The sequence below is a fragment of the Marinobacterium sp. MBR-111 genome, assembly GCF_040547585.1.
GTDB classification, from domain to species: domain Bacteria; phylum Pseudomonadota; class Gammaproteobacteria; order Pseudomonadales; family Balneatricaceae; genus Marinobacterium; species Marinobacterium iners.
Genome location: NZ_JBEPQA010000021.1, coordinates 1 through 12,247 on the forward strand (window position 1 = coordinate 1; position 12,247 = coordinate 12,247).

Sequence of the window (12,247 nt, forward strand, 5' to 3'; positions counted from 1 at the left end):
GTGGTGTCGGTTCTACACGCTGTCCTTGACTCACTGGCTGCGATGTCTGTGGTGTCGGTTCTACACGCTGTCCTTGACTCACTGGCTGCGATGTCGGCTCTACATTCTGGCCTTGGGCCTCCTGCTGCTGAGTTTGTGTTACCTGTTGCTGTACCTGTTGCTCACGGTTCTGCTGGCCGGCTTGCTGCTGGCGAGCAGCCTCGGCGGCGATCTGTTGATCCCTGAACTGTGTCTGCGCAGACCGCTCCGCTGCTTTCTGTTCCTGCGTCAGTTGCTCGCCATTGCGCTCACCGCGCGCTGCTTCAGACTGACGAAATTGATCGCTTTGTTGCTCAGACTCAGCTTTCATGGCCGCTTCAGCCTGTTGTCGTGCATCAGCATTATCAACGCTTGCTATGGTTTGTGCAGTTTTATCAGCTGTTTCGGCCTGAGTATATGCTGCCTGAGCCTGCACAGCTTGTGCCTGCTGCTTTTCTACTGACTGCTGTTCAGCGTCTTCAGAAGCAGTTTCAAGCAATCGACCGTCTTGTTCCAGCTCAGGGTCAACAACACCACTTGGCTGTTCCGACTCGATGACCGACGTATCCGGCAATTGCTCGCCCGTCGGTGGCAAGACTGTGCCAGCTTCGGCCTCAACCCTTGCCTCCTGATAGGCCTGTAGCGAACCGTTGAAATGAAAATGAAAACCGCCCCCCTTCATCGGGCTAACCGGAGCAACCGCCCCGCCAGCGGTTGGATTCAGCGATTGTCCAATGCCGCCCAGACCCAGTAACAGAGGGGATGAAGGAGATGGTTGTGTGATTGCCATGAGAGGTTCCTGCATACAAGATTACAGGGAACAAGCAATTTAAATGCCAAATTCAGATAAAGCGAGGACGACCATGTTGCGAGCGCTCATCAATATCCCGTTGCAGCTTGCGCTCCTGCTCCTGTTGCTCATCCTCACGCGCCTTTCGAATCAGCCGCTCAATCCCTTTCTGGCGAGCATAAACCTGCTGCCAGTAAGCACGCACCTGTTGCAGCTGTTCTCGCGCCTGTTTCAGCGCATGCTCCTGCTCGGAGATGGTCGTATTGATCTTATGCATGAACGCCTGCTGAGTATGCAATGCACCGATACTCAGACCCTGCTGGCCACTGGTCGTAAACTGCTGCTGATATTCACGCAGATAGGTTTGTAGCTGGGCGATACCGGCTTCCCCCTGACTCACCCGCTTCTGGGCATCCGCCAGAAAGCGGTCAGCTTCCTTGCGCTTGCGCTCGGCAACCGAAAGCACTACCTGTAATCGATCCGATCGTTTGGCTGCCATGCGTCACTGCCTCCTATGGGGTGCGCCGCAGCATTTGCGGCTGGCCGGGCTGGTTCTTGGGCTGTGGCGGCGGTGACATGACCATCGCCAGCTCCTGTACACTGCGCTGCATCGGCATCGGCTCATCCATTCCCTGCTGCAGGTAGGCACGGATGGCGGGCAGCATGTCAACCGCACGGTCGGTTTCAGGATCACTGCCACGCGCATAGGCCCCGACCGAGATCAGGTCCGCGTTCTGCTGATAACGCGAGTACAGGCGCTTGAACTGCAACGCCAGATTCAACTGACTGCTGTCCACGATCTGTGGCATGGCACGGCTGATCGAAGCCTCAATATCCAGCGCGGGATAATGCCCCTGTTCCGCCAGCGTACGAGACAGCACAAAGTGCCCATCCAGTATGGCGCGCGCCGAGTCAGCCACCGGATCCTGCTGGTCATCACCCTCGGTCAATACGGTGTAGAAGGCGGTAATGGAGCCCCCTCCTGTTTCACCGTTGCCCGCACGCTCTACCAACTTGGGCAGCTTGGCAAAGACCGACGGAGGATATCCCTTGGTGGCGGGGGGCTCACCCACAGCCAGCGCAATCTCTCGCTGAGCCTGAGCATAGCGCGTCAAGGAATCCATCAGCAGCAGTACGTTGCAGCCCTGAGCACGAAAATACTCGGCAATACGGGTGGTAAGCTGGGCCGCACGCAGACGCATCAGCGGCGAGTCATCCGCCGGCGAGGCGACCACCACTGAGCGCGCCATGCCTTCGGCGCCCAGACTGTGATCAATGAATTCACGCACCTCACGACCACGCTCACCGATCAGACCCACCACGGTAATTTCTGCTTCGGTAAAGCGGGTCATCATGCCGAGCAGCACCGACTTGCCCACCCCGCTGCCGGCGAACAAACCCAGACGCTGACCTCGGCCCACCGTCAGCAGGCCATTGATGGCCCGTATACCAACATCAAGAGTCTGTTCAATTGGGTGTCGATGCAACGGGTTGATGCTTTCGCCGGCCAGCGTCACCATGTCGTCGGGCTTGAGTGGTCCCTTTCCGTCCAGCGGACGGCCAATACCGTCAATCACTCGGCCGAGAAGACCGAATCCCACCGGCACCAGACTGGCCCCTACACGCGGACGAACCGCAGCACCGGGGGCCAGTCCGTCCACACTATCCAGTGGCATGAGGTAGATACGATCACCGGCAAAGCCAACTACTTCAGCCTCGACACTGCCATCGCCCTGCAGATCCACCATACAATAGTCGCCCAGCGCCACTTTCAGCCCAACGGCTTCCAGAGTAAGGCCTATCAACCGCGTCACCTGCCCCTCAACCCCGGGACGAGGCGGTTCATAATCAACCTGCAGATAACGTTCAAGACGGTGATTCAGGTCCGGCAAGGCGGGCTCCGGTGATCAGTTGGAGTTGGCGTCAGGTGTACTGATAAGGCGCGCCAGCAGCTGCTCGGCCACCTGTGCAAAACGTTCTTCAGTGCGATAGTCTACGCGACAACTGCCACTTTCAACGATACAGCTGCCTGCTGCAAGACCTTCGTCTGATTTGAGCTGGAGCCTACTGTCATCCAGCAGTGGCTCCAGGGCTGCAAGCTGGTCAGGATTAACCCGTACCAGGATTTCGCCACTGGCTCTTGGCAGCTGATCCAGCGCCTCATGGACGCTGCGAGCAAGCAGTTCAACTCGTTGACTCAGCTCAGCCTTGACCGCCGCCTCCGACAGAGCCACCACCAGTTTCACAATGGTCGATTCAAGTTCTTCACGCTGCTGTTCGATCGGTTGTTGCAACTGCTCAAGCAAGGCGTCAAGCCTCTCCAGCCTAGCCTTAATCTCGGCCTGACCCGCTTCCAGCCCCTGAGCAAGCCCCTGCTCATAGCCTTCCTTTTGCCCCTGTTCACGGCCTTCGCTCAACCCTTCGGCATGACCTTCCCGTCGCGCCTCCTCACAGATTTCTTCCCACTGTGACAGCGTCAATTTTTCGGCAAATATCTCCTCTTCAACCACGGAGACATCGACATCTTCAAGCGGAGCCTTCGGCTTACGGGCCAGCGCCTGAACAACCGGCGCTTCCACGCCAACATCGGGCGGCAGCCAACGTTCGAGGCTGGCCACATCAGCGGCACGAATACGGACAGGAGCATCCTGTTTCATCAGATCATCTCTTCGCCGGAGCCACCCAGCATGATTTCACCCTCATCGGCCAAACGACGCGCTACGTTGAGAATCTCCTTCTGAGCATCCTCAACTTCAGACACACGCACCGGGCCCTTGGCCTCAAGGTCATCACGCAACAGCTCGGAGGCACGCTTGGACATGTTCTTGAAAATCTTTTCCTGCAGGGCAGTATCGGCCCCCTTGAGCGCCAGCACCAGACTGTCAGTGGAAATTTCGCGCAGAATCACCTGAATGCCGCGATCGTCGACATCGATCAGATTCTCGAACACGAACATGAGATCCGAAATTTCACTTGCCAGCCCTTCATCATTCTCTTTAATGCCTTCCAGCAGTTCAGCTTCAAGACTGGTCTCGATGTAGTTCATGATATTCGCAGCTGAACGCACGCCGCCCAGAGTGCGCGACTGACTGGCCTTGCTGCCGGCAAACTGGGTTTCAAACATGTCGTTCAGTTCCTGCAGGGCCTGCGGCTGAATACGATCCAACGCCGCGATGCGCATGAGGATGTCCAACCGCACCTTTTCATCGAAGTAAGTCAACACGACTGCTGCCTGGTCCGGATCGAGGTAGGCAACCACCACCGCCTGAATCTGGGGATGCTCATAGCGCAGCACTTCGGCAACCTGACGCGGATCCATCCAGCGCAGGGTATCCAGCCCAGAAGTATTGGTGCTGAAAAGGATACGGTCGATCAATGTCTTGGCTTTTTCTTCACCCAATGCCTGATTCAGCATGGCACGGATATAGCGATCGTTATTGATGCCGATGCCGGTCTGGTCACTGACGACATGCATGAAATCGGCAACGACCGACTCGACCCGCGATTGGGGCACATTATCCAGCTGGGTCATCGCCTCGCCGATACGCTGCACTTCCTTGGGGCCCAAGTGCTTAAGAATCTCGGCTGCATCTGACTCGCCCAGGCTGATCAGCAGAATGGCCGCTTTCTGGATGTCCGTGAGATCACTATCATCGCTCATGATCGATCACCCACTGCCGAACTGCCTGCGCCACTTTCTCCGGATCCTCTGCGACCATGCTCCTGATCGCATTGAGCTGATAGTCAAAGCTTTCATTGGGTGTCGGCATGACACCACGATCGGAGCTACCGAGTGTCACCTTGTCATCTGCCACTCCGGCGCCATCCAACCCTTCAAGATCTGCCGATATTTCACCGGCCGGTCCCAGCGTTGCCACTTCACGTCCCTTACCTGCATCCGCCAGGCTGCGCAGAATCGGGCGCAATACACCCAAAATCAGCAGCAACACAAACAGCCCCGCCATCAGCTGCTTCATCAGATCCCAAAACCAGTCCTCCTGCCAAAAGGAAGACTCTTCAACTTCAAATTGCTCAGGGGGCACGAAGGGTGAGTTGACCACTGTGACGCTGTCTCCGCGCAGTGCCGAGAAGCCCACGGCATTGCGTACCAGTACCTGCAGCCGCTCGAGTTCAGCCTCGGTCCATGGCGTACGCACGGTTTCACCGGACTCGGGGTTGATAGTCTGAAGATCATCCACCACAACCGCAACACTCAGGCGTTTCACCACGCCGGATTGATGTCGTGTATAACTGAGGGTACGGTCCAGCTCGTAGTTGCGCACGGCCTGCTCACGGCTTGAACCCGAGCGTGCGGCGCCACCACGTGCGGCAGCATTGGCATCCATCTCCTCAGGAACTGAGTTGGGTCCGGGCGGCTGGTTGGAGAGCGCCCCCGGAACCCCCTGAGCGAGATCACCACTGGCGCGGTTTTCTTCCAGTGTCTGCTCGCTGCGCAACGCCGGCAGATCCGGATTGTATATCTCGTCTGCCTGTTCAACTTCGGTAAAATCGATATCGGTCGACACTTCAGCCCGGAAGTTGCCCAACCCAACAACCGGTTGGAGGATACTGTTGACCCGGTTAAGCAGGGTCTCTTCAATGCTGCGGGTGTACTCGAGCTGTTTTGCCGCCAGCACCACATCCTGGTCCTGGCTGCGTGTGTTGAGCAGACGCCCTTTCTGATCAACTACCGTGACATCATCCACCGCCAGCTCAGGAATACTGGACGCCACCAGATTGGCGATCGCGGCCACCTGATCCCGCTCCAGCGTGCGCCCGGAAAACATTTCGATAAATACAGAGGCACGCGGCTTGCGCTGATCACGTACAAAAACAGACTCTTTCGGCAACGCGAGATGAACACGGGCAGAACGTACCGCAAGCAGGCTGCTGATGGTACGCGCCAACTCGCCTTCCAGCCCACGGCGGAAGCGAGCATTCTCCATGAACTGACTGGTCCCCAGTCCCTGTTCCTGTTCCAGCAGCTCAAAGCCTACCGTCTTGTCAGCGGTAAAACCTTCAGCGGCCAGTTTTAGCCGCGCTTGATGCACATGCTCCTGCGGCACAAGAATTGCCCGGCCGTCAGCGTCAAACTTGTACGGCATGTTATACAGCCGTAACTGTTCAATCACTTCATTGGCATCGGAAAAGTTGAGATTGGAAAACAGCACCCGATAATCCGGCTTCTGTGACCAGAGCACAACGGCAAAGCCGATGGCGATGCTGGCAGCCAGCCCCACCATCAGACCCAGCTGGCGCAGGATTCCCAGGCTGTTAAAGCCGGTCATCAAACTGCCCTTGCTGTTAAGTTGTGCCGGTGTGTTATCCATTCAGCCCTGACCGTGTAAAACCTGAAAACATTAAATCGGCATCTTCATGACATCTTCATACGCCGTTACCAAACGATTACGCACCTGAGTCATAGCCTGAAACGAGACCGAAGACTTCTGAGCCTGAATCATGACCTGCGGCAGATCCACGCCAGGATCGCCCCGCTCATACGCTTCACGCAGCCGTGATGCTTCCGACTGGTGTTCATTGACCTTATCCACAGCCCCTTTGAGCAGCGTCGCAAAACTGTTGCTTTCGGTCTTGCTGATCCCCGGCGCACCAATACCTTCGGCCCTAAGATCCAGCATTTCGACCGGACGCGGCCCCTGCTGCACCTCTGACTTGATCGCGCGCATCTGTGACAGAAGGCTGTTGATATCAGCTCGTTCAATCATGCAGAGCTTCCTCCCGGACGGCAATATTTTGACATTATAGAGACTAACCCTCCCGCTTCAAGATGCAATCACGCCAGAGTTGACAATATCCTGACGCCAATTGAGCCTGACAAGGGTCATGCTGTTACTGCTTAACGCTATAATGCAAAAAGCGGGCCATATAGCCCGCCGGGGAACCTGACGTTAATGCATGCCCTAGTATCGTCCTTCTGGCGATTCACCGTAGCGCAGCCGCACATACATCAGCGCTACCGTGATGGCATCTCCCAAAGCTGTGTGCCGCTCAAGGATGGGGATATCCAGTTTGCCTGCAATGGTGTCAAAGCGCAGGTCGATATTACCCCCCACATGCTTCCACTTGATGATGTCGTGATAGACGTGGGAAAGCTCAACAGCCTTGTTGGGCAGGCCGAAACCGTACTTGGGGCGGATAAACTTGTCCAGCATGCGAATATCAAAATTGACGTAGTAACCGAGAATGGGACGATTGCCGACGAATTCGAGCACCTTTTCCAGAGCCTCGTCCAGCTCGATGCCATCCGCCAGATCGCTGGCTCTGATCTTGTGGATTTTGATGGAATCACCGCTGAGGCTGGCCGGAGGCTTCAATTTCAGGTCGAGACGCTCACTGGTAATCACTTTACGCCCTTTGATACGCACAGCTCCGATCGACAGTATTTCGGCCTTTTTCACGTCAAGACTGGTGGTCTCACAGTCAAGTGACACGACTTCGTCACCCTTGTAGGCTTCGAACAGATGTGCCCAAGGCCCTTCCCTGTGCTCACGTTTCTCTTTCAGACGCCGTATTGAGCGCGGAATGATCATCTACATCAGCCTCCCAGGTGGTAACGCATTGTCAGGTGCTTTTTGAACCCTTTCACCACATGCAAAGCATCACGCAGCAGTTCCCGCTCAAGCTTGTTCAGCTGCTGCAGGTCGATCATGTTCGGGGTTGGATCGGCTCCATCAGGACTTTCTTCAGCACGGCGGATTTGCTGCCGCAGACGCAGCTGAATAAACAGCGCCAGCGCTTCCGATAGATCACGGCCATGCTGTTCCTGCATCTGGCCACTTTCCATCAGCGCCTCAATGCGCTGGAAAGTATTGGTCTTGAGGATGCGCTGCTCAAGCGCGATGGTACGGACACCATGCACAATGGGGAAAATCCCGCCTTTCTTGATATCCAGCTGCCCCTTGTCCTTGAGGTTGCCAAAGAAGGTAAGTGGCGTATCAAACCCAATCGCGGCACGGGCAAAATGCGAGAAAAACACATCATTGTTCCGCAGGTGACGCAGGAACCAGTTACGCGCCACCTTGAACAGCGCCTCGTTACCCGCTACCGGCTTGGCATCAACCGCAATGGCCAGGTTCATCTGCGCACTGCCTTCACAGGTGTCGGCCCAATCACTGAGCTTCTGGGTCCAGTCACCCACGGAATTGACCCACTCGGGATTGGACACCATGATGTTACCTGGACAAGGCGGAAAGCCGAATGAAATCAGAGTCTCGCTGAACTGCTGCATGCATTGCTGCATTTCAGGCCAGGCCAGATTGTCACGAAATATAAGCGCGTTATCCTGATCGGTTTTCATGATCTGCTCGGCACGCCCCTCCGACCCCATCACGATCAAGCAGACGTGCGGCTGCATGTCCGCAGGGACGATTAGATCGAACAGCTTGGCAATAATGCGCCCGTTCATGGCCGCCAGCAGATCCATAGTAAAACGAATCTTGACGCCGGTAGAGATCAACGCCTTGATCAGCTCATTCAGGCCCTGTGCGGCTTCACGCAACTGGTCGATGCTGGCTGCACGTTCGATGCGCAAGCCAATCACATGGGAATGGCTGGAGAAGTAGCTGAGCACATCGGTCAGCTCGACAATACCCACCATCTCCTGACCATCCATCACGACTACACGCTCAATCTGCTGCTGAGTCATCATCACAAGCGCGTTAAACAGGTAGTCCTCATGGTCAATGGCGATCAATCGATAACTGGCGATATCGGACACATCCGTTTCCAGTGGCAGCTGCTTCAGCACGACTGCGTCCAGCAGATCAGTCCCGGTTACCATGCCATAACGACCACCCTTGCGTGCCAGTACACAGTCCGCTTTATGGCTTCGCATCAGTTCGGTTGCAGCACGAATGCTGGTCCCTTGCTCTACCACCAACGGCTCACGAACAGTGGCATCGGTGATTTTGGCCAGCATGAACTCAGCCATGTCCTGATTACTGCCATGCTGAGCGACAATCTCACGCTTTACCGCCAGGTTCTGCTGGAAGTAATCGGCAAACTGGGCATTGGTCGCCATCAAGTCCAGCAGTGTTCGTGTCGGCAGGATATGACAAATGGTTTCCTCTTCCGCCACGAAATTATGGATCGCCTTGCCTCTCAGTGCCGACCAGCCGCCGAAGTAGTCTTCGTTCTCATAGTGTACGAACACATGCTGAGTTCTTTTTTCGCCATCCTCGGCAACCGCTTCACTCTCGCTGACTCGGCCTTTCAGCACCACATGCAGGCCGTCTGGCACCTCACCTGCCTGGATGACGGTTTCGCCTTTCTGGAAATAGGCGATATCCAGGTTGGCACGCAGCAGCGTTTGCTCCTCCTCATTCAGCAGGCTGAAAGGGATGTTATCGATCTTGAACGAGTTGGGCATTTTCTACTCCTGCAGCTCGAGACAAAGGCGGGGCCGACTCATGCAGAACACATAAGCCCACATAAGCACGATCATGAGAAAAGCAGGGCCTTCCTGAGAAAACCAGAAGTCAGGTGGGGTGTTTGAAAGGCGGGCTTGATGCTGCTCATCGATAAAGACCGTGCCACATCCACACAAAGCAGCAAGACAGATAACCAGACCGGTAAGACTAATTCTGAGGTTCTCGCGCCAACTTGCCTTGGCGCCTTCTTTACCTGAATACATGACACCACTCTGTTGTTGTTATATCCGGTGAAAGCCTGTGGGCTTATCCACTGAATCTAACAAACACAGGTGGCTAAATATGCCCCGACTTTAGTCGGAGCGGTTCGTTGTGCCAAGGCCAGTCAGGGCTGACACAGCATCTCATATACCTGCTTTCCTCTGGCAATCTGCTCTGCAGGCGAAGCCATCGGCCGCCCCTCCTCATCCAGCTTAACCACTTCACGGTTATCACAGTTGAGCAGATACCCCTGAGGATGCGCCTGAGTTACATGGTGCTTCTCGAACCGATACAACACAAACCTGACCACCTGTTCACCCGTTTCAAGAGTTCGGCTGTCGGCATTGGTTACATCCAGTGCAGTAAAGGCGGTTTCCAGAGGAACCAGATAGGTCCACGGGCGCCACACCATACTGTCCGTTTCGGTTTCGATCACAGCAGTACCTTCAGGCAACCTGGACTTGATCAGATCCAGTGCGCTGTATTCAATATAGATCTGGTAGGCCAGCATACCAGCACCTGCAAAAGCAGGAATGATCCACTTGGGGAGTTTTTTTCGGCTCAGCATACGCAGGATGAGCGCTACCCCCGCGGCACCGAGACCGGCAAACGCTGTTGCAACCAGATTCCAGATCATACTTCTCACTTCCTGAAAAAAGTCGGGCTTCCAGTTGGAAGCCCGATTTGGATCAACCCTTGTCAGACATCTGCTGTCTGTACTCAGGCAGTATTATGCTCAGTGGTCAACCGCAGCGCCAGCACCTTTCGGGTAACGCACGCTTTCTACCAGTTCCTGAATCTCAACCGGCGGCTCTTCAGTCATGTGAGACACAGCGAAGGCAACCACGAAGTTGATCATCGCACCCACCGCACCGAAGGACAGCGGAGAGATGCCCAGAATCCAGTTATCCGGAGTGTTGGCCAGAGTGTTGGTTTCCGGGATGAAGAACCAGCCCAGGAAGGTGAAGATGTACACCAGAGTACTCAGCAGACCAGCCAGCATACCGGCAACTGCACCCTTGTTATTCACCCGCTTGGAGAAGATACCCATCATCAGGGCAGGGAAGATGGACGCAGCTGCGATACCGAACGCCAGTGCTACCGTCTGCGCCGCAAACCCTGGCGGGTTCAGACCCAGATAGGTTGCTACCAGAATCGCTACAGCCATGGAGATACGGGCAGCCATCAATTCACCCTTATCGGTGATATTCGGGTTGATCATGGTTTTGATCAGGTCGTGCGATACGGCAGAGGAGATCGCCAGCAGCAAGCCTGCTGCAGTCGACAGTGCCGCTGCAATACCACCGGCCGCAATCAGACCGATAACCCAACCCGGCAGCTGTGCAATTTCAGGGTTTGCCAGTACCAGGATGTCATTGTTTACGGTCAGCTCGTTACCGTTCCAGCCACGCGCCTGCTCAACGGGTGCAAAGTCATCGCCCGCTTTGGCATTGTAGAACTGGATGCGACCGTCACTGTTCTTGTCTTCAAACTTGATCAGACCGGTTTCTTCCCAGGTTTTCACCCAGTCAGGACGCTCTGCGTACTCGATGGCCGGTTCAGTCGGGCCACTCGGGTAAACGGTGTTGATCAGGTTCAGACGCGCCATGGAAGCAACCGCCGGAGCCGTCAGGTACAGCAGCGCGATGAAGATCAGTGCCCAGCCAGCAGACCAGCGTGCATCAGCCACCTTCGGTACAGTGAAGAAGCGGATGATAACGTGCGGTAGACCTGCAGTACCGATCATCAGAGACAGCGTGAACAGAACCATGTTCAGCTTGTTGTCCACATCAGCGGTGTAATCACGGAAGCCCAGTTCACGAACCACTTCGTCCAGCTTGGTCAGCAGCGGCATGCCGGACTCGACATGGTCACCGAACATACCGAACATCGGAATAGGGTTGCCGGTCAACTGCAGGGAGATGAACACGGCCGGAATGGTGTAGGCGATGATCAGTACCACGTACTGAGCCACCTGGGTGTAGGTGATACCCTTCATGCCACCGAATACGGCGTAGAAGAATACAACCGCCGCCGCAATCCAGATACCGGCTGTGCTGCTCACTTCCAGGAAGCGAGAGAAGGCAACACCGGCACCGGTCATCTGACCGATTACGTAGGTAACCGACGCCACGATCAGGCAGATTACCGCCACCAGGCGCGCACCACGACTGTAGAAGCGATCGCCAATGAAGTCAGGTACGGTGAACTTGCCGAATTTGCGCAGGTACGGGGCCAGCAGCATCGCCAGCAGTACATAACCACCAGTCCACCCCATCAGGAAGGAGGAGTTGACATAACCTGCAGACAGCAGACCCGCCATGGAGATAAAGGAGGCAGCTGACATCCAGTCAGCAGCGGTCGCCATACCGTTGGCAACCGGGTGAACACCCCCGCCTGCAACGTAGAACTCTTTGGTAGAACCGGCACGGGCCCAGATGGCGATGCCGAAGTAGAGTGCAAAGGATGCACCTACGAAGATCAAGTTAATTGCAAACTGACTCATACTGGCTTACTCCTCCAGACCCATCTCTTTATCGAGCTTGTTCATTCTCCAGGCGTAGTGGAAGATGATGCCGATAAAGGTAAGGATGGAGCCCTGCTGGGCAAACCAGAAGCCGAGGTCAGCGCCACCGACCGGAATGCCGGACAGCATGCCACGGAACAGGATGCCGCAGCCATAGGACACAAGGGCCCACACGACCAGACTTCCCAGGATCAGACGAAGGTTCGTCGACCAGTATTGAGCAGCTTTGGATTTATCATCTGCCATGTTGTTTCTCCGTTT

The 12,247-nt window shown here is 55.7% G+C and carries 13 protein-coding genes; all 13 read right to left on the reverse strand.

Translation table 11 applies throughout. The annotated features are described in order from the left end of the window. The coding region (locus ABIE61_RS13865; RefSeq protein ID WP_502915059.1) for a hypothetical protein at positions 1-808 on the reverse strand (808 nt) is incomplete at its 3' end. A gap of 52 nt (positions 809-860) precedes the next feature. Beyond that, positions 861-1,307 carry a flagellar export protein FliJ gene (fliJ, locus tag ABIE61_RS13870; RefSeq protein WP_354410483.1) on the reverse strand — a complete coding sequence of 149 codons (447 nt, stop codon included), beginning with the start codon at positions 1,305-1,307 and terminating at the stop codon, positions 861-863. A gap of 13 nt (positions 1,308-1,320) precedes the next feature. Continuing rightward, complete coding sequence (fliI, locus tag ABIE61_RS13875) at positions 1,321-2,700, reverse strand: flagellar protein export ATPase FliI (RefSeq protein ID WP_354410486.1); 1,380 nt, start codon at positions 2,698-2,700, stop codon at positions 1,321-1,323. 15 nt (positions 2,701-2,715) lie between these two features. Beyond that, positions 2,716-3,465 (reverse strand): flagellar assembly protein FliH, encoded by a 750-nt coding sequence (locus tag ABIE61_RS13880; RefSeq protein WP_354410488.1) that lies wholly within the window; start codon positions 3,463-3,465, stop codon positions 2,716-2,718. After that, positions 3,465-4,469: a flagellar motor switch protein FliG gene (gene fliG, locus ABIE61_RS13885; RefSeq protein WP_091822444.1), complete on the reverse strand. Its 1,005-nt coding sequence runs from the start codon at positions 4,467-4,469 to the stop codon at positions 3,465-3,467. The genes ABIE61_RS13880 and fliG overlap by 1 nt, the downstream gene beginning before the upstream one ends. After that, the gene (gene fliF, locus ABIE61_RS13890; protein ID WP_206839099.1) at positions 4,459-6,138 is read right to left on the reverse strand and encodes a flagellar basal-body MS-ring/collar protein FliF; all 1,680 of its coding nucleotides are present in this window, start codon (positions 6,136-6,138) and stop codon (positions 4,459-4,461) included. Before fliF ends, fliG begins: the two co-directional genes overlap by 11 nt. A 30-nt stretch (positions 6,139-6,168) precedes the next feature. Then, a complete protein-coding gene (gene fliE / locus ABIE61_RS13895) occupies positions 6,169-6,534 on the reverse strand; it encodes a flagellar hook-basal body complex protein FliE (protein ID WP_091822449.1) in 366 nt (121 codons plus the stop codon). A 195-nt stretch (positions 6,535-6,729) separates the two neighbouring features. Next, on the reverse strand, positions 6,730-7,359 hold the full coding sequence (locus tag ABIE61_RS13900; protein WP_091822451.1) for a 3'-5' exonuclease: 630 nt from the start codon (positions 7,357-7,359) through the stop codon (positions 6,730-6,732). Positions 7,360-7,364: 5 nt separating this feature from the next. Next, positions 7,365-9,197, reverse strand: coding sequence for a DUF294 nucleotidyltransferase-like domain-containing protein (locus tag ABIE61_RS13905; protein WP_354410492.1), 1,833 nt, complete (start codon positions 9,195-9,197; stop codon positions 7,365-7,367). A gap of 3 nt (positions 9,198-9,200) precedes the next feature. After that, on the reverse strand, positions 9,201-9,461 hold the full coding sequence (locus tag ABIE61_RS13910; RefSeq protein ID WP_354410493.1) for a sodium/substrate symporter small subunit: 261 nt from the start codon (positions 9,459-9,461) through the stop codon (positions 9,201-9,203). A gap of 122 nt (positions 9,462-9,583) precedes the next feature. Next, positions 9,584-10,096 carry a hypothetical protein gene (locus tag ABIE61_RS13915; protein WP_354410495.1) on the reverse strand — a complete coding sequence of 171 codons (513 nt, stop codon included), beginning with the start codon at positions 10,094-10,096 and terminating at the stop codon, positions 9,584-9,586. A 99-nt stretch (positions 10,097-10,195) separates the two neighbouring features. Further along, positions 10,196-11,965 (reverse strand): sodium:solute symporter family protein, encoded by a 1,770-nt coding sequence (locus ABIE61_RS13920; protein ID WP_206839093.1) that lies wholly within the window; start codon positions 11,963-11,965, stop codon positions 10,196-10,198. Between the two features lie 6 nt (positions 11,966-11,971). Beyond that, a complete protein-coding gene (locus ABIE61_RS13925) occupies positions 11,972-12,232 on the reverse strand; it encodes a DUF4212 domain-containing protein (RefSeq protein WP_091822464.1) in 261 nt (86 codons plus the stop codon). Between the last annotated feature and the right edge of the window lie 15 nt (positions 12,233-12,247).

Excerpts from the sequence above, each read along its gene's own strand:
- fliJ (WP_354410483.1), bottom strand. The coding sequence starts at position 1,307 with ATGGCAGCCAAACGATCGGATCGATTACAGGTAGTGCTTTCGGTTGCC.
- ABIE61_RS13880 (WP_354410488.1), bottom strand. The coding sequence starts at position 3,465 with ATGAAACAGGATGCTCCTGTCCGTATTCGTGCCGCTGATGTGGCCAGC.
- fliG (WP_091822444.1), bottom strand. The coding sequence starts at position 4,469 with ATGAGCGATGATAGTGATCTCACGGACATCCAGAAAGCGGCCATTCTG.
- fliF (WP_206839099.1), bottom strand. The coding sequence starts at position 6,138 with ATGGATAACACACCGGCACAACTTAACAGCAAGGGCAGTTTGATGACC.
- fliE (WP_091822449.1), bottom strand. The coding sequence starts at position 6,534 with ATGATTGAACGAGCTGATATCAACAGCCTTCTGTCACAGATGCGCGCG.
- ABIE61_RS13900 (WP_091822451.1), bottom strand. The coding sequence starts at position 7,359 with ATGATCATTCCGCGCTCAATACGGCGTCTGAAAGAGAAACGTGAGCAC.
- ABIE61_RS13905 (WP_354410492.1), bottom strand. The coding sequence starts at position 9,197 with ATGCCCAACTCGTTCAAGATCGATAACATCCCTTTCAGCCTGCTGAAT.
- ABIE61_RS13910 (WP_354410493.1), bottom strand. The coding sequence starts at position 9,461 with ATGTATTCAGGTAAAGAAGGCGCCAAGGCAAGTTGGCGCGAGAACCTC.
- ABIE61_RS13915 (WP_354410495.1), bottom strand. The coding sequence starts at position 10,096 with ATGATCTGGAATCTGGTTGCAACAGCGTTTGCCGGTCTCGGTGCCGCG.
- ABIE61_RS13920 (WP_206839093.1), bottom strand. The coding sequence starts at position 11,965 with ATGAGTCAGTTTGCAATTAACTTGATCTTCGTAGGTGCATCCTTTGCA.
- ABIE61_RS13925 (WP_091822464.1), bottom strand. The coding sequence starts at position 12,232 with ATGGCAGATGATAAATCCAAAGCTGCTCAATACTGGTCGACGAACCTT.